This is a genomic window from Streptomyces sp. NRRL S-455, assembly GCF_000717875.1.
Taxonomy (GTDB): domain Bacteria; phylum Actinomycetota; class Actinomycetes; order Streptomycetales; family Streptomycetaceae; genus Streptomyces.
Genome location: NZ_JOCT01000001.1, coordinates 1 through 21,226, shown reverse-complemented (window position 1 = coordinate 21,226; position 21,226 = coordinate 1). Strand labels below are relative to the sequence as shown.

Here is a 21,226-nt window from a genome sequence, read left to right as displayed (position 1 = left end):
GACCGAACACCGACAGCGAGGGGCAGAACCGCCGATGACCACCACCGAGGCCCGGCCCACGGAGCGCAAGCCGCCACAACTCGTGGACATGTCCTGGGATCCGATCACCCGGATCATCGGGAACCTGGGCATCTACACGAAGATCGACTTCGCCAACCGGGAAGTCGTGGAATGCCACAGCACCTCGTCGCTGTTCCGCGGCTACTCGGTGTTCATGAAGGGCAAGGACCCGCGCGACGCCGGCTTCATCACGTCCCGGATCTGCGGCATCTGCGGCGACAACCACACCACCTGCTCGGACTACGCCCAGCAGATGGCCTACGGCGTCAAGCCGCCCCCGCTGGCCGACTACATCGTCAACCTCGGCGAGGCGGCCGAGTACCTCTTCGACCACACGATCTTCCAGGACAACCTGGTCTTCGTGGACTTCTGCGAGGCGATGGTCAAGTCCACCAACCCCGGTGTGCTGGCCCGCGCCGAGAGCACCTCGGCACCCCGCGGCGACATCCACGGCTATCGCACGATCGCCGACATCATGCGGGCCTTCAACCCCTTCGAGGGGGAGGTCTACAAAGAGGCCCTGAAGGTCAGCCGTATCACCCGCGAGATGTTCTGCCTCATGGAGGGGCGGCACGTCCACCCGTCCACGCTGTACCCCGGCGGCGTCGGCACGATGCCGCAGCCGACCACCTTCACCGACTACCTCAGCCGGCTGATGCGGGTCATCGACTTCGTGAAGAAGGCCGTCGCCCTGAACGACGACGTCTTCGACTTCTTCTACGAGGCGCTGCCCGGCTACGAGGAGGTCGGCCGCCGCCGCGTCCTGCTGGGCTGCTGGGGCGCCTTCCAGGACCCCATGACCGTCGACTACCGCTACGAGACGATGAACACCTGGGGCAAGCAGATGTACGTCACCCCGGGCATCATCGTCGACGGCGAGCTCGTCACCAACAACCTCATCGACATCAACCTCGGCCTGCGCATCATGCTGGGCAGTTCGTACTACGAGGACTGGGTCAACGAGCAGCCCTTCGTCACCCACGACCCGCTCGGCAACCCCGTCGACATGCGCCACCCGTGGAACCAGACCACCGTCCCGGTGCCGCAGAAGCGCGACTTCGGCGACAAGTACAGCTGGGTCATGAGCCCCCGCTGGCTCGACCCGCGCACCGGGGACCACCTCGCCCTCGACACCGGCGGCGGCCCGCTCGCCCGGCTCTGGTCGACCGCGCTGAGCGGCCTCGTCGACACCCCGTACGTCAAGGCCACCGGCCACAGCGTGCGCATCTCCCTGCCCAAGGGCGAGACGCTGCCGGAGACGACCTTCGAGTGGCGCATCCCGCAGTGGAGCAACACCATCGAACGCGACCGCGCCCGGCCGTACTTCGTGGCCTACGCGGCCGCGATGGCCCTGCAGTTCGTCGAAGAGGCCATGGGCCTCGTGCGGGCGGGCGAGACCAAGGTGTTCGAGAACTACGAGGTGCCCGACGAGGCGATCGGCTGCGGCTTCCACGAGGCGGTGCGCGGTGTCCTCTCCCACCACCTGGTGATCAAGGACAAGAAGATCGCCAACTACCACCCGTACCCGCCCACCCCGTGGAACGCCAGCCCCCGCGACATGTACGGCACCCCCGGCCCGTACGAGGACGCCGTCCAGGGCCAGCCCATCTTCGAGGAGAACGGGCCGGACGACTTCAAGGGCATCGACATCATGCGCACGGTCCGCAGCTTCGACCCCTGCCTGCCGTGCGGTGTGCACATGTACGTCGGCAAGGGCAAGACGCTGACCACCCTGCACTCGCCGACCTACGGGGCGAACCATGGCTGAGGCCGCCGCCCCGGCACGGCTGGCGGACCCGGACGTCGAGGCCCGGCTCGCGCGGCTCGACGAGCTGCTGGAAGGGCTGGAGCCCGTCCCCGGGCCCGCCACCGAGACGGTCCGGCTGCTGACCGAGGTCTACGGCGAGGCCCTGGCCCGCGTCCTGGACCACGCCGACGGGCAGCTGGCCGAGCGCCTCGCCGACGACGAGCTGCTGGGGCACCTGATGGTGCTGCACGACATCCACCCCGAACCCGCCGAACGCCGGGCGGCCCGCGCGGTCGAGCGGTTGCGGCCCGCCGTGCAGGAGCGGGGCGGCGACGTGGAGTGGGCCGGGGTGGAAGGGCAGGTCGGCCGCGTGCGCATGACGTCCGGTGGCGGGTGCGGATCCGGCTGCGGCGACGGGGCCTCACAGGTCACCGACGCGGTCCGGGAGGCCGTGCTCGCCGTGGCGCCGGAGCTGACGGCGGTGGAACCCCTCCCGACCACGCCGGCACCCGCGTTCGTGCCGCTGACGACGCTGACGCACCGGGGCGCACGGTGACCACCGACGGGGCACTGGCCCGACTCATCCGCTCCTCGGCCGACCGCCCGGCGGCGGCCGAGGCGGAGGCGTGCGACCTGTGCGCCGCGCCGGTCGCCGACGAGCACGCCCATCTGTACGACACCGGGCGGGAGGAGGTGTGCTGCGTGTGCGGCCCCTGCTCCGTGCTGTTCGCCGGGGCCGGGGCGGGCGACGGCCACTACCGGCTCGTGCCCCGGCGCCGGGTCCGGCTGCCCCACCTGGACACGGCCGTGCTGGGCGTGCCGGTCGGCCTGGTGTTCTTCGTGCCCCGGGCGGACGGCACGGTCACCGCCGAGGGTCCGAGCCCCGCGGGCGCCATGCGGTGGGAGGTGGAGGCGGCGGCCTGGAAGCAGCTGGCCGGGACGTGTCCGCAGCTCGCGGGCGTGGAACCCGAGGTGGAGGCCCTGCTGGTGAACACCGTCCACGGCCTCGACCAGCACTGGATCGTGCCGATCGACGACTGCTACCGGATGGTCGCCGTCGTACGCCGGGAATGGCGCGGCCTGTCCGGCGGCGGCCGGGTCTGGCCGGCCGTCGAGCGGTTCTTCGAGGACCTCACAGAGCGGCCATGAGCACGCACTCCGCAGGTCGGAGGCGAGGAAGGAGAGCACCCCATGGGCAACATCAGAGTGGGCCGGCCCCAGGCGAAGCCCGACACCCCCGGGCACGTCGTCGGCATGCACCAGGGCAACAGGGGACGGTACGAGAAGCAGAAGGGGCACCACCCGGACGGCACCGCCGACGCGCGCCGCTCCACGGGGATCCACTGGAAGCGGCATGACGCCCTCGTGGAGTCCATGCCGAACATCTCGCCGGGATGAAGGCCGTGACGAGACAGACCAAGCAGGGAGTCGCCGCAATGAAGGTCCAACGAGTACGCAGACCCGTCGCGCGCAGGCGGGGCGGGATGAACGGGCAGCGGGTGCTGATGACCGAGGCCGCCCTGGTGGGCGGTGTGGCCCTGGCATTCCTGGCCTGGGAGCTGCCCAGCCTGAGGCGCGAAGTGCGGATCTGGCGGATGGCCGGCGGGTTCCGCGCCGGTCGCCGCTACCCGTGACAGCCCGTGCACGAGCTGTCGATCGCGACCGCGATCATCGAGCGCGCCGACGAGCTGGCCCGGGCGGACGGGACCGAGGCGGTCTCGGCCGTGACCGTCCGGGTCGGCGAGCTGGCGGGCGTCGTCCCCGACGCCCTGGGCTTCGCCTTCGAGGTGGCCCGCGACGGCACCGCCCTGGCCGGGGCCCGGCTCGTGGTCGAGCAGGTCCCCGCGCAGGCCTGGTGCGGCCCGTGCGCCGAGGAGTTCCCGGTGGGCATGCCCCCGTTCTTCTGGTGCCCGCGCTGCGACCAGCCCTCCAGCGACCTGCGCAGCGGCCGGGAGCTGGAGATCGCCGGGATCGAGCCGTCACCGGCCCCGGCGTAGCGCGAAGGGGCCCCGCCGACCCGCCGGCGGGGCCCCTTCGCGTGCCCGCGGTTCAGCAGATGCGCGGCAACTGCTCGCCGAGCGGCAGGTCCACGACCCGCGTGCCGCCGAGGCCGGTGGCGACCACGACCATGCCGGGATGCTCGGCGACGCACTCGCCGATCACCGTGGCCCCGGAGCCCTGCGGATGGGCGCGCATCGCCGCGAGGACCTCGTCCGCCGCCGACGGGGGCACGAACGCGACCAGCCGGCCCTCGTTGGCGACGTACAGCGGATCCAGACCGAGGAACCCGCAGGCGTTCGCCACCGCGTCCGGCACCGGAATGGCACGTTCCTGCAGCCGCACCCCGGTCCCGGAGGCACGGGCGATCTCGTTGAGGGACGCGGCCAGACCACCCCTGGTCGGGTCGCGCAGCACATGCACGTCGGGCGTGACGGCCAGCATCGCGCCCACCAGATCCGCCAGCGGCGCGGTGTCACTGGCGACCTCGACCCCGAACTCCAGCCCCTCACGGACGCTCATGATCGCCACCCCGTGCAGGCCGATCGGCCCGCTGACGATCACGGCGTCACCGGGCCGCGCACGCTGCGGCCGGATGTCCACCCCGTCCGGGACCAGCCCGACACCGGCGGTGGTGACGTACACCCCGTCGCCGTGCCCGGACTCCACCACCTTGGTGTCACCCGTGGCGATGGTGACCCCGGCGGCCTCGGCCGCCGCCCCCATGGCGCGTGCGATCCGCTCCACGACCGTCAGCTCCACGCCCTCTTCCAGGACGAAGGCGGCGGACAGATACGCCGGCCGGGCACCACTCATCGCCAGGTCGTTGACCGTGCCGTTGACCGCCAGGTCGCCCAGGCTGCCGCCGGGGAAGAACAGCGGCCGGACGACGTAGGAGTCGGTGGAGAAGGCGAGCCGCGCGCCGCCCAGTTCGAGTACGGCGGAGTCGGCGAGACCGGCGAGGATGGGGTTTCCGTAGGCGGGGGTGAAGACCTGCTCGATCAGCTCGGCCGACAGCGCGCCCCCGCCGCCGTGTCCCATCACCACGACCGGCTGGTCGCGCAGCGGGGCGGGGCAGGTCCAGCCGGCCGGGTCGACGACCTCGGTGAGTTGTTCAGGCAACGGGGTTCATCTCCTCCCGCGCGGCCCGTCCGGCCTGCGGCGTAGGGGCGTTCATCCGGCGGTACAGGTAGTAGGCCGCGCAGGCGCCCTCGCTGGAGACCATGGTGGCTCCGAGCGGCGTGCGCGGGGTGCAGGTGGTGCCGAACGCGGCGCACTCGGTCGGCCTGATCAGACCCTGCAGCACCTCGCCGCTGCGGCACTCGGCGGGCTCCTCGGTGCGGATCCCGGTGACGTCGAAGCGGTGCTCGGCGTCGTACGCGCGGAAGGCGTCGCTCAGCCGCCAGCCACTGGCCGGGATCCGCCCGATCCCGCGCCAGTTCCGGTCGGTGACCTCGAACACCTCCTCGATCATGCGCACGGCCGCCGGATTGCCCTCCTCACGCACGGCACGCGGATAGGCGTTCTCCACCTTGTGCTCTCCGCGCTCCAGCTGCCGGACCGCCCGGCGGATACCCTCCAGGATGTCCAGCGGCTCGAACCCGGTCACCACCATCGGCACCTTGAACCGCTCGGTCAGCTCCGGGTACTCCGCCGTGCCCATCACGCTGCACACGTGCCCGGCGGCCAGGAACCCCTGCACCCGGCACTGCGGCGCCGTCATGATCGCCTCGACGGCCGGGGGCACCCGCACATGCGACACCAGCAGGCTGAAGTTGCCCAGCCCGAGGCGGCGCGCCTGGTGCACGGCCATCGCGTTGGCCGGGGCGGTGGTCTCGAAGCCGATCGCGAAGAACACCACCTCCCGGTCGGGGTGGCGGCGGGCCAGCTCCAGGGCGTCGAGCGGCGAGTACACCACGCGTACGTCACCGCCCTCACCCTTGACCCGGAACAGGTCGCGGCCGGTGCCCGGCACCCGCAGCATGTCCCCGAAGGAACAGAAGATCACCTCGGGCCGCGAGGCGATCTCCAGCGCCTTGTCGATGACCTCCAGCGGCGTGACACAGACAGGGCAGCCGGGGCCGTGGATCAACTCCACCTGCTCGGGCAGCAGTTGGTCGATGCCGTGCCGAATGATCGAGTGGGTCTGCCCGCCGCACACCTCCATCAGGGCCCACGGCCGGGTCGCGGTGGCACGGATCTCGTCCAGCAGCCGCCGGGCCAGATCCGGGTCGTTGAACTCGTCGAGGTACTTCACGTCGTTCCCGCCTCCTTCGCCGCCTGCTCCCAGGCGTCGCCGAACTCCTCCTCCAGCAGCCCCAGTTCCTCGAACAGCTGCAGCGAGGCCAGGGCCGACTCCTCGTCGAGGCGCTGCAGAGCGAACCCGACGTGCACGATGACGTACTCACCCACCCGCACGTCGGGCACGTACTCCAGGCACGCCTGTTTCTGCACTCCGCCGAAGTCGACCAGCCCGGTGAGCGGGTCCGCGCTGTCGTCGATGGCCACGACCTTGCCGGGCACTGCCAAACACATGAGTCACTCCTCTTGTCGTAGGTGCGCCGCGACCACCAGCTGGCCGAGGGACAGTCCGCCGTCGTTCGGGGGGACTTCGCCGTGGCGGAGCACCGCGAAGCCGTCCCGCGACAGCAGGCGCGCGCACTCCTCCTCCAGCAGCGCGTTGGCGAACACCCCGCCGCTGAGGGCGACGACGGACAGACCGGTGTCCCGGCGTGCCCGTCCGCAGATCTCCGCGACGGCCCGTGCCACGGCACGGTGGAAGCGGGCGGCGAGCACCGGAGCCGGCGTGCCGTGCCGCAGATCGGTGACCAGATCCCGCAGCACCGGGGCCGGGTCGTACGTACCGGCGGCGAAGCGGAAGCCGTACGCCGAGGTGTCGGCGTCCCAGGCGGCCGTCGCGGCGGCCTCCAGCTCCAGGGCGGCCTGCGCCTCGTACTCCGCGCGATGGCACACGCCGACGAGCGAGGACACGGCGTCGAAGAGCCGCCCCATGCTGGAGGTCGCCACGCAGGCCACACCTCGCGTCAACTGTCTCTCGAGAATGCCCAGTTCCTCGGGTGCGCAGGCGGCGACACAGGGCAGGTCCGGATCCCACGGCAGGCCCGCCGACCACAGCCGGGCCAGGGCCAGGCGGCACGGGTTGGCCACGCCCGCGTCGCCGCCGGGCAGCGGGGCGGGGGTGAGGTGGGCCAGGCGGATGTGGCCGGTGTAGTCGGCGAGCAGGAGCTCACCGCCCCAGACGGTGCCGTCGTCGCCGTACCCCGTGCCGTCGAAGGCGACGCCGAGCACGGGCGCCGTCCCGTCGTGGCCGTGCTCGGCCATCGTGGCGGCGACGTGCGCGTGGTGGTGCTGGACCAGCACAGGGGGGCGTTCGGTCAACCGGGCGGCCCACTTCGCCGAGTGGTAGCCGGGATGCCGGTCGGCGGCGACGAGCTCGGGGCTGACGCCGGTCAGGGACCGCAGGTGCGCCGCCGCCCGCCCGGCCGCCTCCAGGGTCGTCAGATCGCCCATGTCGCCGATGTGCGGACCGAACCAGGCGTGATCGCCCTCCCCGAGGCACAGCGCGTGCTTCAGGTCGCCGCCCACGGCGAGCGCGGGCCGCACCGGGACCGGCAGCCGCAACGGGCGGGGCACGTACCCACGGGACCGGCGCAGCACCTGCTCGGTGCCGTCGGGGCGCACCCGCAGCAGGGAGTCGTCGCAGGGCGAGGCGATGGGCCGGTCGTGGGCGAGCCAGGCGTCGGCCAGCCCGGCCAGCCGGGTCAGGGCCTCGTCGTCGTCCGTGACGATCGGTTCCCCCGAGCGGTTGCCGCTCGTCATGACCAGCACGCGCGGCCCGGGCGGATCGCCGGGCAGGCCGAACAGCAGGGTGTGCACGGGGGTGTAGGGCAGCATCACACCGAGGTGCGGACTGCCGGGGCAGACGCCGGGCGCGAGGCCCGCCCCGTCCGCGCGCCGGCGCAGCAGGACGATGGGGCGCCGGGGGCTGGTGAGGGCGGCCTCCTCGGGCGCGGAGAGCACCGCGAGCCGCCGTACGGTGTCGAGGTCCGCGCACATCACCGCGAACGGTTTGCCGCCGCGGGCCTTGCGGGCGCGCAGCGCGTCGACGGCCCGTGCGTCGGTGGCGTCGCACGCCAGGTGGTAACCGCCGAGGCCCTTGACCGCGACGATCCGCCCGGCGGTCAGCAGCGCCCGCGCCGTGGTCAGGGCCTCGGCGTCCCGCGCCGGGCGGACACCGCTGCCGGAGGCGGGCACCAGGCGGAGCCGGGGGCCGCAGCCGGGGCAGGCCACGGGCTGGGCGTGGAAGCGCCGGTCGCCGGGGTCGCCGTACTCCCGGGCGCAGTCGGCGCACATCGGGAAGTCGGCCATGGTCGTGACCGCCCGGTCGTAGGGCATGCCCGTGGCGATCGTGAAGCGCGGCCCGCAGTGCGTGCAGGTGACGAACGGGTGCCGGTGCCGACGGTCCGCCGGATCGCTCAGCTCCCGCAGGCAGTCCGCGCAGGTCGCCGTGTCCGGCGGGAGGAGGGTGCGGCCGGGGGAGCGGTCGGTGGAGCGGATGCTGAAGGTGTCGTCGGCACCGATGACGGGCAGGTCCTCGAACCCGATGCCGGTGACGGTGGCCAGTGGCGGCGGCTCGGCCGCCAGCCGGTCGCAGAAACCGGCGACACCCTCGGGCGGGCCTTCCACCTCGATGACGACCCCGCTCGCCGTGTTGCTCACGAACCCGGAGAGCGCGAGCTCCGTGGCCAGGCGGTGCACATACGGGCGGAAGCCCACGCCCTGCACCGTACCGCGCACGGTGACGCGGCGGCGTACCGCCGGTGTGACGGGCGCCGTCACGGGACGAGGCCGGCTTCGGCGTCCTCGTGGGTGTGGGTGTGGGTGTGCGGCCGGGGTGCCAGAGGAGGACGGTGAACCGGAGCACCGTCCCGTACGGCGAGCACCCGCTCCAGCAGGGCGTCGACGCCGGCGCCGGTACGGGCGCAGGACCGCAGGACCTCTACCCCCGGGTTGACCCGTTGGACGTGTGCGTCGAAGGCGGCCTCGTCGAATCCGGCGGGCCCGGCCAGGTCCGTCTTGGTCAGCACCACCAGATGGGCGGAGCCGAAGGCCGTGGGGTACTTCAGCGGCTTGTCCTCGCCCTCCGTCACCGCCATGAGCACGATCCGCAGGCTCTCCCCGAGGTCGTAGGACGCCGGGCAGACGAGATTGCCGACGTTCTCGATGAAGAGCAGCGAGGTGTCCTCGGGCAGCCAGCTCTCCACGTGCCCGCGCAGCTGCCGCGCCTCCAGGTGGCACAGCCCGTCGGTGAGCAGCTGCTTCACCGGAGCTCCCGAACGGGCCAGCCGGTGGGCGTCGTTCTCCGTCGCCAGGTCGGCGGTGAGCGCGGCCACCGGAAGGCCCCGCTGCACAGCCCTGGCCAGCACCCGCCCGAGCAGTTCCGTCTTGCCGCTGCCCGGGCTGGACAGCAGGTTGGCCACGCTCACCCCGCGCCGGGCGAGCTCGTCACGCAGGTCCGCGGCCAGGCCGTCGTTCCTCGCCAGGACGGCCTGAGTGACCTCGTCCATGGACTCACACATGGGCGCCGCTCCTCGGGGTCGGTAGGGAAATCGTTCCGCTACCGATCCTCGGCGCCGTCGCCCACCGTGCCCGGCAGCCCGGCCGGGGAGGGGGCGGCGGATTCGTCCGGGCGGCGCAACGGGGGCGTGGCGGCCGGGTCGGCGAGCAGCACCGGGACCATCGTGTGCAGGGCCGTGACCGCCCGCCCGACCGCCTCGCGCACGGTCGCGCTGATGCCCGGGGCGATGTCCTCGTCGGCGGGCGCCCGCAGCTCGGGCTCGCAGGCGAGGACGAGGACACGGGGGAGCGGCTCATCACCCAGGTGGGCCGCGAGGGCCAGGACCTTCGCCGGGTCCATGCCGTGCGCCTCGGGCGGGGCGCCCCCCGCGGCCCGGTCGGGGAGTCCGGGCTCGACGAGTGACAGGGTGCCCGGCTCGTGTCCCCGCACGGCCGCGTCGACCAGGACGGCCGTGTCGTAGCCGTCGAGCAGTGCGTACGCGAGGTCCATCCCGCGGATGCCGAAGTCCCGCACCCGTACCTCGGGCGGCAGCGGGCGCCGCTCCAGGGCACGGATGACCTCGGGGCCGAAGGCGTCGTCCGCGAGGAAGATGTTGCCGACGCCCGCGATCAGCAGCCGCGCGCTCACAGCGCGTCTCCGGCGGCCAGCGGCCTGGCGGAGCCGGCCAGAAGCTTGCGGACGAAGGCCGAGCGCAGCGCGTGGTACGGCGCCTGCGGGTCGAAGAAGATGGCTCGCATACGGGCGAGTTCGGTCCGTCGGTACTCGGCGAGGGGCCGCTGGAGCTCGTCCGCGTGACGTGCCGTGGCCTTGGCGGTGATCCGCTGGGTGAGATCCGGGTCGTCGGCGAGCCCGGCGGCCAGGCGCTCGACCTCGTCCGGGAACTCCTGGGCCGGGACCGGTACCAGACGGTCCACGAGTCCGATCCGTTCGGCGGTCGCGGCGCTCACCGGCAGGGCCTCGGTCGTCAGCCGCTCGGCCGTCTCCGCGCCCACCCGCCGGGGCAGCGAGTACGTCCAGTACTCCGACCCGTACAGGCCCATGTTCCGGTAGTGCGGGTTGAGGACGCTGCCCGTGCGGCACCAGACCTCGTCGGCGGCCAGGGCGAGCATGACGCCGCCGGCCGCCGCGTTGCCGCCGACGGCCGCGACCACCAGCCGGTCGGTGGTGCGCAGCACCGCCTCCACCAGGTCGTTCATGGCGTTGAGGTTGGACCAGGACTCGCCCGCCGGGTCACTCGACGCCTCGATGACGTTGAGATGGATGCCGTTGGAGAAGAAATCACGGGCGCCGCCGAGCACCAGCACCGACGTGGGCCGGCTGAGCGCGTACCGGTAGCCGGCGAGCAGCCTGCGGCAGTGGGTGGTGCTCATCGCCCCGCCGGGGAACGAGAAGGTCAGGAAGCCGATGTCGCCCCGCTGCCGGTAGCGGATGTCGGCCCAGGTGGTGCGGTCCGGGGGCAGTTCGAGCGGGGCGGCGATCTCGGGCAGCCAGTACGGGCGGTCGCTGGAACCCGGCATGCCGTGGGATCCGGGCGGGGCGGGGAAGCCGGCGAGCACCGAGGCCGCCGGACGGCGGAACGGGGCCGGGTCTCCGGAGTTCTTGCGCGGGCGCAGTTCCGGAATCCACACGGCTCCGTCCCGGGTGGCCCGGCACACCGCGCCGGACCGGGTCGCGAGCAGCTCCCCGGGCTCCCCCCGCAGCCGGTCCTCGGGATGCCCGCCGTGCAGGAAGACCTCCCGGCCGCAGAGTTCGTCCCGCACTCCCGGTTGGGAGTCGGCCCCGCGGAGCTTGCGCAGCACCGTACGGGTGCTGTCGTTCTCCCAGTCGATCCGCCGCTGCTCCTGCCGGAAGAAGTCGCGCCACACCACCTCGATCCCGGGATCACTCTGCGGGCGAGGCTTGTACGATCCGTCGGCGAACCGCCGCACCGCCAGCAGGACGGCGGCCGAGGCGGCGTCGGAGACCTCGTTGCGGTACATGTCGCTCTTGCCGACGGGCGGCACCGGGAAGGACCCGTCCGCCCAGATGTCGCCGGCGTCCATCGCCGCCTCGGCCTGAAGCACCGTCACCCCCCACTGGGGCGCCTCCTCGGCGATCGCCCAGTCCAGGGACGACGGGCCCCGGTCGCCGGGTGGCCCCGGATGGACGATCAGGCAGGCGTGCTCACGCCACACGTCCTCCGGCAGGGCCGACTTGAGCATCGGGGCGACGACCAGTTCAGGCCGTACCTCCCGAACAGCGGCCCGGACCGCGTCGGGGCCGTGCGAGGCGAGCACCACGTCCACACGGTGCCCCTCGTCCGACAGTTCGGCGTAGACACGCTGGGACAGGCTGTTGAACGCACTGGCGACGAGCAAGATGTCCATGACATGGCATGGTCGCCGTTGGGGAGAGGGCCGAGAAGAACCACCGCGGCGTTTCGCGCCCGTCATCCGCTTCCGGGCTACTCGTCCGGCGGCGCGGTCAGCGGCACCCCGGTGAAGAAGCCGTAGGGTTCGCTTGCCCTCGCCGGACGCCTGACGCAGGCTGGTCCTGTGGCTGGGCAAGAAGGCCCTACGCTCATCACGTCCGTCCAGCGGGCCATGCGGCTGCTGGAGGCGGTGAGCGCGCACCAGAACGGCGCGCCGGCGAAACAACTGGCACGCGAGACCGGCCTGCCCCTGGCAACCGCCTACCACCTGCTCCGGACGCTCGTCCACGACGGGTACGTGCGGAAACTGGACGACGGGGGCTTCGTCCTCGGCGACAAGGTCCAGACGCTGCGCAGCACGGGCCGTGCCCAGGCGCTGCTCAGCCGTGTCCGGCCCACGCTGGCCGCGCTGCGGGACCAACTGGCCAGCCCCGCCTACCTGACCTTCTACGAGGACGGTGAGATCCGGGTCGCGGAGATCGTCGACGGGCCGGGGACCCCTCGCGTCGACCTGTGGGTGGGGTTCGAGGACGCGGGGCACGCGACCGCGCTCGGCAAGTCCGTGCTGCGCGAAATGGACGTCGAGGCCCGCAAGGAATACCTCGCCCGCCATCACCTCGCCGACCTCACCCCCCGCACGATCACCAGCCCGCCGGAACTGCTCCGGCGCCTGGAGACCCCGCCCCTGGCCCCGGCCGTCACGGACCTCGAGGAGTACGCCCTCGGCACGGTCTGTGTCGCCGTCCCCGTCTACAGCGGGGACACCATCGGTTCCCTCGGCGTCTCGCTGCCGGCGAACCGGCTCTCCCGGCTGCCGGAGATCCGTGAGCGGCTGCTCCCGACCGCGAGCCGGGTGACCCGGAACCTCTCGCTCACTATCTGAAATCCCGCTCCTTGCGGCTGCCCCGGCTCACCCCGTTTTCTGGATATGTCAGACATTTCAGGGGTGTGCTCGAAGCCTCGCGCGCCCGTGTACAGGTGAGGGATACGGACAAGGACATGAGTCATGCGCGAGACCTCGGTGACGACCACGGGCCTGTGCGGCCGCCCAGCATCCGAGTGGCCGGTGCCAGGACCTCGGCCCGCCGACGCGCCCTCGCGCAGCTGGCCGCGGGCACGCCTGTCCTGCCCGTACTGATCGTCACCGCCGTTCTGCTCGTCGACCTCGCCGGCGGAGCGGGGATGATCTGGCTGCCTCTGCTCGCGGTCGGGCCCGCGCTGGCCGCCACGACCAACGGGCCACGCGGTGTCGTCTGTGTCGGCCTCCTCGCCACCGTGCTGGGCGCGCTGCTCGGGGTCCGGGACGGCGTCCCGGACCGTGAACTGGCCGCTGTACTGTCGGCCCTGGTGGCCGTCACCCTCGCGAGCGGCCTGGCCAGCGTCCTGCGCGGGCGCCGGGAACGGGTGCTCGCGGCCGTCCGCTCGGTCGCGGAGACCGCCCAGCACGCGCTGCTCCGGCCCGTACCGGCGCACGTCGGTCCCTTCCAGGCGGCCGTGCGCTACAGCGCCGCGGCCGCCGAGGCCCGGATCGGCGGAGACCTCTACGCCCTGATACCCACGCCGCACGGGGTGCGGCTGATCGTCGGCGACGTGCGCGGCAAGGGGCTGCCCGCCGTGGGGACCGCCGCGCTGGTCCTGGGCGTCTTCCGCGAGGCCGCCCACGACGAGCCCGACCTGCTCGCCGTGGTCGACAGGATCGAGCGCAGTCTGGCGCGCAACCTCGCCCACGACGACTTCGTCACCGCCGTGGTCGCCGGGTATCCGCCGGACGGGCATCTGGAGGTGGTGAACTGCGGGCACGCGCCCCCGCTGCTGGTGCGCGCCTCCGGGACGGTCACGCCGGTCGAGCCCGATCTGCCGTCTCCGCCCCTCGGGCTGCGCGACCTCGCCGGTCACTCGCCCGGCCTCCAGGAGCTTCCGTTCGCCGAGGGCGACCAGCTGCTGCTCTACACCGACGGTGTCACCGAGGCCCGCGACCACGGCCGCGCCTTCTATCCGCTCACCGAAGGCCTGGAGCGCCACGTGACCCGGGAACCGGCGCGCACCCTGAGCGCGCTCCACGACGAGCTGCTGGCCCACGTCGGGGGCCGGCTGCACGACGACGCGGCGCTCCTGCTGATCCGGAAGCCGGTCGCGTCCGAGACTGCCGTGGTGTCCGAGGTGACCGCTCCCGCCGCGGTCCCCGAGGCACGCTAGTCGTGACCGCTGCTACTGCTCGCGCAGGTCCTTGACCCGCTTGAGCTTGCCGAGGGAGCGCTCCAGCGTCTCCGGTTCGACGATCGTCACGTCGACCGTCACGCCGACGCCGTCCTTGACGCCCTTCGCGATCGCTCTGGCCGCCGCCTCGCGCAGGCCGGCGGGCGTGTCCGGGCGGGGCTCGACGCGGACGGTCATGTGGTCCATGCGGCCGCGCCGGGTCAGCTGGATCTGGAAGTGCGGGGCGACACCGGGCGTGCGCAGCACGATCTCCTCGATCTGGCTGGGGAAGACGTTCACCCCGCGCAGGATGATCATGTCGTCGCAGCGGCCGGTGATCTTCTGGATGCGGCGGAAGGCCGGCCGGGCCGTGCCGGGCAGCAGCCGGGTCAGATCGCGGGTGCGGTAGCGGACGACCGGCAGGGCCTCCTTGGTCAGGGACGTGAAGACCAGCTCGCCCTCCGCGCCCTCGGGCAGCACCTCACCGGTGACCGGGTCGACGATCTCGGGATAGAAGTGGTCCTCCCACACGTGCAGGCCGTCCTTGGTCTCCACGCACTCCTGAGCGACACCCGGGCCGATCACTTCCGACAGGCCGTATATGTCGACGGCGTGGATGTCCATCCGCTCCTCGATCTCACGGCGCATCTCCTCCGTCCACGGCTCGGCGCCGAAGACGCCCACCCGCAGAGAGGTGGAGCGCGGGTCGACGCCCTGCCGCTCGAACTCGTCGAGCAGCGTGAGCAGGTAGGACGGGGTGACCATGATGATCTCGGGACGGAAGTCCTGGATGATCTGCACCTGGCGCGCGGTCATGCCGCCGGAGGCCGGGATCACCACACAGCCCGCCCGTTCCGCGCCGTAGTGTGCGCCGAGGCCGCCGGTGAACAGGCCGTAGCCGTAGGAGATGTGCACCTTGTGGCCGGGGCGTCCGCCGGCGGCCCGGATCGAGCGGGCGACGAGGTCCGCCCACATCGACAGGTCCCTCTCCGTGTAGCCGACGACCGTGGGGCGGCCGGTGGTGCCGCTGGAGGCGTGCACCCGGCGGACCTGATCCATGGGGACCGCGAACATGCCGAAGGGATAGGTGTCGCGCAGATCCGCCTTGGTCGTGAAGGGGAAGCGGGACAGATCCTCCAGGGTGCGGCAGTCCTCCGGCCTCACCCCGGCCTTGTCGAACTTCTTCCGGTACGTCTCCACGTTGTCGTAGGCGTGGCGCAGACTCCGCCGCAGACGGTCGAGCTGGAGTTCGCGCAGTTCCTCGCGCGTCAGGCGCTCACCGTCGTCCAGCAGGTCCTGGGGGAGAGGCTCGCCCCGCCGCTCCCCGGCCGACGCGGCACCAGCGGTATGAATCACTTGTGTGCACCACCTTGTAGCCCGACCGACCATTCGGTTAGCTTCTGTCGCGTCAGGTAATCCAATCGCTTCGGCGCCTGTCAAGGGTCAGAGGGTCTTACCGAGGCGCGTCGGGTTGTCATACCATGGACCGAACGAATGGTCGGTTGGGAAGTGGGACGGATGGACACGACACACTCCACCCCCCCGGGGGCGGACGGCACGGAGCCGGTTCTCCAGCAGCACTTCGACGCGACGATCGCGCGGGACCAGCGGATCGAGCCGCGTGACTGGATGCCGGAGGGCTACCGCAAGACGCTCATCCGGCAGATCGCCCAGCACGCGCACTCGGAGATCATCGGCATGCAGCCCGAGGGCGAGTGGATCACCCGGGCGCCGTCGCTGCGCCGCAAGGCCATCCTGTTCGCGAAGGTCCAGGACGAGGCCGGGCACGGCCTGTACCTGTACTCGGCGGCGGAGACGCTGGGCGCCGACCGCGCGGACCTGACCGACCGGCTGATCGAGGGCCGCCAGAAGTACTCGTCGATCTTCAACTACCCCACGCTGAGCTTCGCCGACGTCGGCGTCATCGGCTGGTTCGTGGACGGGGCGGCGATCTGCAACCAGGTACCGCTGTGCCGCAGCTCCTACGGCCCCTACGCCCGCGCCATGGTGCGCATCTGCAAGGAGGAGTCGTTCCATCAGCGGCAGGGCTACGAGCTGCTGATGACCATGATGCGCGGCACCCCCGAGCAGCGGGAGATGGTGCAGGACGCCGTGAACCGCTGGTGGTGGCCGTCGCTGATGATGTTCGGCCCGCCCGACGACGCCTCGCCGAACTCCGCGCGGTCCATGGCCTGGAAGATCAAGCGGCACAGCAACGACGAACTGCGGCAGCGCTTCGTCGACATGACCGTCCCGCAGGCCGAGAAGCTCGGCGTCACCCTGCCCGACCCGGAGCTGCGCTGGAACGAGGAGCGCGGGCACCACGACTTCGGCACCCCCGACTGGGACGAGCTGATGCGGGTCATCAAGGGCGACGGTCCGTGCAACGCCGAGCGGATGGAACGGCGCCGTACGGCCCACGAGGAGGGCGCCTGGGTGCGTGAGGCGGCCACCGCCCACGCCGCCAAGCAGGCCGCCCGCGCGGAGAAGGGAGCGGTGGCATGACCGCCGAGAAGCAGAACTGGCCGCTGTACGAGGTGTTCGTGCGCGGCAAGCGCGGGCTGAACCACGTCCACGTGGGTTCCCTGCACGCCGCCGACGACCGCATGGCGCTCACCCACGCCCGCGACCTGTACACCCGGCGCAACGAGGGCGTGAGCATCTGGGTGGTGCGCTCCGAGCACATCGCCGCCTCCACGCGCGACGAGAAGGACCCCTTCTTCGCGCCCAGCGCCGACAAGGTCTACCGGCACCCGACCTTCTACGACATCCCCGACGACGTCCCGCACATCTGAAGGAGAGGGCATGAGCGACGACCACGTCTACCTGACCCTCGCCGAGGGACACGAGGACGACTCCCGCTGGGCCTACGGCACCGGCTTCGAGGACCCCCTGCACGGCGTGGACACCGCCGTGCCCGACGGCGTGGACGCCGGTGAACTGGCCGCCCTGTGCGTCACCCTCGCCGACGACGCCCTGGTCTCGGCGCAGCGGCTGGCCGAGTGGACCACCCGGGCTCCCGAGCTGGAGGAGGAGGTGGCCCTGGCCAACATCGGGCTCGACCTGCTCGGCCAGGCCCGCATGCTCTACTCCCGGGCGGGCCAGGCCGACGGCACCGGGCGCGACGAGGACGCCTACGCCTACTTCCGTGACCCCGGCGATTTCCGCAACGTACGCCTGGCCGAACTCCCCAACGGGGACTTCGCCTTCACGGTCGTGCGGCTGCTGGTGTTCTCCAGCTGGCGCCTCGCGCACTTCGAGCGGCTCACCGCCCACCGCGACCCGGTGCTCGCCGCGATCGCCGCCAAGGGCGTGAAGGAACTGGCCTACCACCGGCAGTACGCGGCCGAGTGGGCGGTGCGGCTGGGGGACGGCACCGAGGAGTCGCACCGCCGGATGCGCAAGGCGCAGGAGCAGGTCGCCCCCTACCTGGGCGAGCTCTTCACCGCGTACGCCGTGCGGGACGAGGTAGTCGCCGTGCTGCGCCAGGTCACCGAGGCCGCCGGCCTGCCCATGCCCGTCTACCGTCCCCTGCCCGGCTCGGGCCGCACCGGCGACCACACCGAGCATCTCGCCCCGCTGCTGGCCGAGTTGCAGGGCGTGGCCCGCGCCCATCCGGAGGCGGCATGGTGACGACGCTGCTGGACGCCCGACGGGCCCGGCGCATCGCCGAGCAGGTGCCCGACCCGGAGCTGCCCATGCTCACCCTGGCCGACCTCGGGGTGCTGCGCGAGGTGTCCCTCGCCCCGGACGGGACGGTCGTCGCCCGTCTCACCCCGACCTACTCGGGATGCCCGGCGATGGCGGAGATGCGGGCCGGCGTGGCCGCCCGGCTGCGTGCCGCGGGCTACGCGCGCGTGGAGATCCGCACCGTCCTGGACCCGCCGTGGACCAGCGACTGGATCACCGAGGACGGCCGCCGCAAGCTCGCCGAGCACGGCATCGCCCCGCCCGGCGCCAGGCAGCCGCGCGCCGCCGGTCCGGTTCCGCTGGTGCTGTCGCCGGCCCGCCGTTCGGTGCCCTGCCCCCGCTGCGGCTCCGCCGACACCGAGGAGACCTCCCGCTTCGGCGCCACGTCCTGCAAGGCCCTGTGGCGCTGCCTCGCCTGCCGCGAGCCGTTCGAGCACCTCAAGGAGATCTGATGGAGGACCTGATGGAGCCGGCCCCCGCCGCGGCGGCACGCGCACGCACCCGCCGACGCCCGGTCTTCCACCCCCTGCGGGTCGCCGCCGTACAGCCGCTGTGCGAGGACGCGGCAGCCGTCAGCTTCGACATCCCGGCCGAGCTGGCCGAGGAGTTCGCCTTCGCGCCCGGCCAGTCGCTCACGCTGCGGCGCGAGATCGACGGCCGGGACGAGCGCCGCTCGTACTCGATCTGCTCACCCGCCGGCGCGGCGCCGCGCATCGGCGTCCGGGTCGTACCCGGCGGACTGTTCTCCTCCTGGCTGGTGCACGACCTGCGCCCCGGCGACACCGTCGAGGTGATGGCACCCACCGGCGCCTTCACCCCCGACCTCAGTACGCCCGGCCACCACGTCCTCATCGCGGCCGGCTCCGGCATCACGCCCATGGTCTCCATCGCCGAGTCCGTCCTGGCCGCCGACTCCCGCTCGACGGTCACCCTCCTCTACGGCAACCGCCGCACCGGCACCGTGATGTTCGCCGACGAACTGGCCGACCTCAAGGACCTCTACCCGACGCGCTTCCAGCTCGCCCACGTCCTCTCCCGGGAGCCCCGCGAGGCCGAGGTGCTCTCCGGCCGCCTCGACGCCGACCGGCTGTCCGCACTCGTCGACGCGCTCGTCGACGTACCGTCCGCCGACCACTGGTGGCTGTGCGGGCCGCACGGCATGGTCCGCGCCGCCCAGCAGGTCCTGACCGGCCTCGGCGTCCCCCCCGACCGCGTCCACCAGGAGCTGTTCTACGCTGACGACGAGCCCGTACGCGAAGTGCGGCACACCGAGACCGGCCCCGCCGGACCCGTCAGCCAGGTGACGGTCACCCTCGACGGCCGTTCCACCACCTCCGCCCTGCCCCGGGAACGCACCCTCCTGGAAGGCGCCCAGCAGACCCGCCCCGACCTCCCCTTCGCCTGCAAGGGCGGCGTCTGCGGCACCTGCCGTGCCCTGATCACCGACGGCAAGGCCGACATGCGCCGCAACTTCGCGCTGGAACCTGCCGAGGTCGACGCGGGCTACGTCCTCACCTGCCAGTCCTTCCCGGTCTCCGACGCGCTGACGGTGGACTTCGACTCCTGAGCCGAGCCGGGACTCAACCGGTTCGCAGGACGCGCAACGCCGTGAGCGCGACGTGGAGTTCCGTGCGCCCTTCGCCGGACTCGAGGTCCGTGTCGAGGAGGCGCTCGATGGTGCGCAGGCGCTGATACATCGTCTCCCTGGACAGGCCGCCGTGGCGGGCCGCGGTGGTCTTGTTGCCGGCCGCGTCGAGATAGTGGCCGAGCGTCGTCAGCAGGTCGGTTCCGTGCCGGGTGTCATGCTCGATGAGCCGGCCCAGCCGGCGCTCGGTGTAGTCCTGGATCCGCGTGTCCTCGCGCAGGGCGTACAGCAGACGGCGCAGGTCGACGTCCGGCAGTTCGTGGAAGGAGCGGTCGGCGGGGAGGGACTGGCCGGGCGGGGTGGCCTCCAGGACACGGGCCGCCTCCCGGAAGGAGCGCGCGGTGTCGGCGAGGTCCGCCACTTCCGAGCCGGCACTCACGATCGCCCCCGGGTCCAGGCCCAGGGCGGTGCGGCTCAGGCGTTCGGCCACGGGGCGCCAGGGCTGGGCGGGCCGCAGGGCCGGCAGGACGCCGATACGGCCGGGGGAGAGCTCGCCGACGAGTGCCGCGACCCCCGCCGACCGGAGATCCCGGTGCAGCCGGGCCTCCAGCTCACCGCCCGCCGCCTGCGGGCCCAGGTCGACCAGGATCGCCACGAACCGGCTGTCCTCGGTGGGCAGCCCCAGCGCGGCGCAGCGGGCGCGGGCGTCCTCGGGGGAGTGGCGGCGCTGCTCCGCCAGTTCCCGCAGGGCGGTGCGGTGGGCCGTGTGCTCCCAGGGCGTGGAGTGGATGAGCCGGGCGACGGTCAGCGCCATCGCCGTGCGCTCCAGGACGGTGACGTGTTCCGGCCCGAAGTCCGGCCCTCCCGCGGAGAGCCGGAGCATGACCAGACGGCCCCAGCGTTCGCCCTGGTAGGTGACGGGCGCGGTGAGCCAGCCCTCCGGGCCGCCCACCTCGGTGTGGTCGCCGGGTTCGGTGGCCCGGGAGCGCCGCTCCCATCCGGCGAGGGCGTCCTCGACCGTGCTCCCGGACGGCTCGCAGACCAGCGCCTGGTGCACCAGGTTCTCCAGGACGACCGTGCGGCCGCTCATCTCCGCCGCCGCGCGCACCACGTCCTGCGGCCCCGCGCCGCGCAGGGTCAGGGCGGTGAACGCCTCGTGGATCCGCTGGGTCCGGCGCATCGCGTCGGCCTGGCTGCCGAGGATGAGGGCGTGGACGACCTGGGTGACCTCCAGGAAGTTGACGTCCCGGGCGAGGGTGACCAGGGGGAGGCGCCGGGCGCGGCAGGCCTGGACGAGGGCGTCGGGCGGGCGGTGGTAGCGCCGTACGAGCTCGATGACCAGGGCGGCCGCTCCCACGTCGGTGAGCTCGTCGACGTACCGGCGGACACCCGCGGCGTCGTCCGGCAGCGGCATGCCCGTGGTCAGCACGAGCTCGCCGCCCTTGAGGAAGGACGCGGGGTCCGTCAGCTCGGTGATGTGCACCCAGCGCACCGGCCGGTCCAGGCGGTCCAGCCCGGTGATCACCTGGGGCTGCCCGGCGGCCAGGACGGGCAGGGCGAGGACATCGGCGACGGTGGGCGCGCGACCGGCCGGGGCGGAGTCCCGGTCGTCCGCCGGGGGGTGTTCGTTCACGGTGTCTCCCTGCTCGTCCGGTCACTCTGACAAGCCGCGCTGACCTGCGCAAGAGCTGTCCACGGGAGGGGCGGACGGTACCCGAGGGGTTCGCCGCCTGACACAACGTCCGAACATCGCGGTCCCGCTGGACGGATCACGCGTTGTCACGTTCCGCGAGGGCTCGGATGCTCGGATACCGGAGCCACCCTGACCAGCCCTCGACGAACGGCCGGGAGACGAACATGACCGCACTGTCGCCGCACCTTCGCCAGGCCACGCCCGTGGTCGCGGTCCGGGGCGAAGGCATCCACCTCTACGATGAGGAC

General features: G+C 72.6%; 22 protein-coding genes. 13 read left to right on the top strand and 9 right to left on the bottom strand.

What is annotated here, in order from left to right; translation table 11 throughout:
- The first annotated feature begins 34 nt into the window (after positions 1–34).
- From IE97_RS0100115 to hypA, 6 genes are read left to right on the top strand one after another with little or no spacing between them, the layout of a single operon-like run.
- Positions 35–1,828 (top strand): nickel-dependent hydrogenase large subunit, encoded by a 1,794-nt coding sequence (locus tag IE97_RS0100115; protein ID WP_030147061.1) that lies wholly within the window; start codon positions 35–37, stop codon positions 1,826–1,828.
- A complete protein-coding gene (locus tag IE97_RS0100110) occupies positions 1,821–2,363 on the top strand; it encodes a NifU family protein (protein WP_030147060.1) in 543 nt (180 codons plus the stop codon). The genes IE97_RS0100115 and IE97_RS0100110 overlap by 8 nt, the downstream gene beginning before the upstream one ends.
- A complete protein-coding gene (locus IE97_RS0100105; RefSeq protein ID WP_030147059.1) occupies positions 2,360–2,956 on the top strand; it encodes a DUF5947 family protein in 597 nt (198 codons plus the stop codon). The genes IE97_RS0100110 and IE97_RS0100105 overlap by 4 nt, the downstream gene beginning before the upstream one ends.
- Positions 2,957–2,998: 42 nt before the next feature.
- The gene (locus IE97_RS0100100) at positions 2,999–3,205 is read left to right on the top strand and encodes a hypothetical protein (protein WP_030147058.1); all 207 of its coding nucleotides are present in this window, start codon (positions 2,999–3,001) and stop codon (positions 3,203–3,205) included.
- Positions 3,206–3,243: 38 nt separating this feature from the next.
- Entirely contained in the window at positions 3,244–3,441 is a 198-nt protein-coding gene (locus IE97_RS41870; RefSeq protein ID WP_030147057.1) for a hypothetical protein, read from the top strand.
- Positions 3,442–3,447: 6 nt separating this feature from the next.
- Positions 3,448–3,804, top strand: a complete 357-nt coding sequence (hypA, locus tag IE97_RS0100090) for a hydrogenase maturation nickel metallochaperone HypA (protein WP_003988170.1) — start codon at positions 3,448–3,450, stop codon at positions 3,802–3,804.
- A gap of 52 nt (positions 3,805–3,856) precedes the next feature.
- Here the strand turns inward: hypA and hypE are convergent, their stop codons facing one another.
- The 7 genes from hypE to IE97_RS0100055 are packed head-to-tail and all read right to left on the bottom strand — an operon-like array spanning position 3,857 to position 11,770.
- A complete protein-coding gene (hypE, locus tag IE97_RS0100085; protein ID WP_030147056.1) occupies positions 3,857–4,927 on the bottom strand; it encodes a hydrogenase expression/formation protein HypE in 1,071 nt (356 codons plus the stop codon).
- Entirely contained in the window at positions 4,920–6,062 is a 1,143-nt protein-coding gene (gene hypD / locus IE97_RS0100080; protein WP_030147055.1) for a hydrogenase formation protein HypD, read from the bottom strand. The genes hypE and hypD overlap by 8 nt, the downstream gene beginning before the upstream one ends.
- Positions 6,059–6,340 carry a HypC/HybG/HupF family hydrogenase formation chaperone gene (locus IE97_RS0100075; protein ID WP_030147054.1) on the bottom strand — a complete coding sequence of 94 codons (282 nt, stop codon included), beginning with the start codon at positions 6,338–6,340 and terminating at the stop codon, positions 6,059–6,061. Before IE97_RS0100075 ends, hypD begins: the two co-directional genes overlap by 4 nt.
- A 3-nt stretch (positions 6,341–6,343) precedes the next feature.
- Complete coding sequence (gene hypF / locus IE97_RS0100070; RefSeq protein WP_030147053.1) at positions 6,344–8,665, bottom strand: carbamoyltransferase HypF; 2,322 nt, start codon at positions 8,663–8,665, stop codon at positions 6,344–6,346.
- Positions 8,662–9,405 carry a hydrogenase nickel incorporation protein HypB gene (gene hypB / locus IE97_RS0100065; RefSeq protein WP_030147052.1) on the bottom strand — a complete coding sequence of 248 codons (744 nt, stop codon included), beginning with the start codon at positions 9,403–9,405 and terminating at the stop codon, positions 8,662–8,664. The genes hypF and hypB overlap by 4 nt, the downstream gene beginning before the upstream one ends.
- A 38-nt stretch (positions 9,406–9,443) precedes the next feature.
- On the bottom strand, positions 9,444–10,031 hold the full coding sequence (locus IE97_RS0100060) for a hydrogenase maturation protease (protein WP_030147051.1): 588 nt from the start codon (positions 10,029–10,031) through the stop codon (positions 9,444–9,446).
- Positions 10,028–11,770 (bottom strand): enoyl-CoA hydratase-related protein, encoded by a 1,743-nt coding sequence (locus IE97_RS0100055; protein ID WP_030147050.1) that lies wholly within the window; start codon positions 11,768–11,770, stop codon positions 10,028–10,030. Before IE97_RS0100055 ends, IE97_RS0100060 begins: the two co-directional genes overlap by 4 nt.
- Before the next feature lie 168 nt (positions 11,771–11,938).
- On the opposite strand from IE97_RS0100055, the gene IE97_RS0100050 reads away from it, so the two are divergent.
- Together IE97_RS0100050 and IE97_RS0100045 are read left to right on the top strand one after the other, a co-directional pair.
- The gene (locus tag IE97_RS0100050) at positions 11,939–12,697 is read left to right on the top strand and encodes an IclR family transcriptional regulator (protein ID WP_030147049.1); all 759 of its coding nucleotides are present in this window, start codon (positions 11,939–11,941) and stop codon (positions 12,695–12,697) included.
- 116 nt (positions 12,698–12,813) lie between these two features.
- Complete coding sequence (locus IE97_RS0100045) at positions 12,814–14,010, top strand: PP2C family protein-serine/threonine phosphatase (protein ID WP_078603025.1); 1,197 nt, start codon at positions 12,814–12,816, stop codon at positions 14,008–14,010.
- Positions 14,011–14,022: 12 nt separating this feature from the next.
- On the opposite strand, the gene paaK is transcribed toward IE97_RS0100045, so the two are convergent.
- On the bottom strand, positions 14,023–15,366 hold the full coding sequence (paaK, locus tag IE97_RS0100040) for a phenylacetate--CoA ligase PaaK (protein ID WP_037843808.1): 1,344 nt from the start codon (positions 15,364–15,366) through the stop codon (positions 14,023–14,025).
- 162 nt (positions 15,367–15,528) lie between these two features.
- Here paaK and paaA point away from each other — a divergent pair, with 162 nt between their 5' ends.
- The 5 genes from paaA to paaE are packed head-to-tail and all read left to right on the top strand — an operon-like array spanning position 15,529 to position 19,267.
- The gene (gene paaA, locus IE97_RS0100035) at positions 15,529–16,515 is read left to right on the top strand and encodes a 1,2-phenylacetyl-CoA epoxidase subunit PaaA (protein WP_030147046.1); all 987 of its coding nucleotides are present in this window, start codon (positions 15,529–15,531) and stop codon (positions 16,513–16,515) included.
- Complete coding sequence (gene paaB / locus IE97_RS0100030; RefSeq protein WP_003988149.1) at positions 16,512–16,805, top strand: 1,2-phenylacetyl-CoA epoxidase subunit PaaB; 294 nt, start codon at positions 16,512–16,514, stop codon at positions 16,803–16,805. The genes paaA and paaB overlap by 4 nt, the downstream gene beginning before the upstream one ends.
- Positions 16,806–16,815: 10 nt before the next feature.
- Entirely contained in the window at positions 16,816–17,643 is an 828-nt protein-coding gene (paaC, locus tag IE97_RS0100025; protein WP_030147045.1) for a 1,2-phenylacetyl-CoA epoxidase subunit PaaC, read from the top strand.
- Complete coding sequence (paaD, locus tag IE97_RS0100020) at positions 17,637–18,152, top strand: 1,2-phenylacetyl-CoA epoxidase subunit PaaD (RefSeq protein WP_030147044.1); 516 nt, start codon at positions 17,637–17,639, stop codon at positions 18,150–18,152. Before paaC ends, paaD begins: the two co-directional genes overlap by 7 nt.
- Positions 18,152–19,267, top strand: coding sequence for a 1,2-phenylacetyl-CoA epoxidase subunit PaaE (gene paaE / locus IE97_RS0100015; RefSeq protein ID WP_234310386.1), 1,116 nt, complete (start codon positions 18,152–18,154; stop codon positions 19,265–19,267). Before paaD ends, paaE begins: the two co-directional genes overlap by 1 nt.
- Positions 19,268–19,280: 13 nt before the next feature.
- Here paaE and IE97_RS0100010 read toward each other — a convergent pair whose 3' ends face one another.
- A complete protein-coding gene (locus IE97_RS0100010) occupies positions 19,281–20,918 on the bottom strand; it encodes a PucR family transcriptional regulator (protein WP_030147042.1) in 1,638 nt (545 codons plus the stop codon).
- Positions 20,919–21,226: the final 308 nt, after the last annotated feature.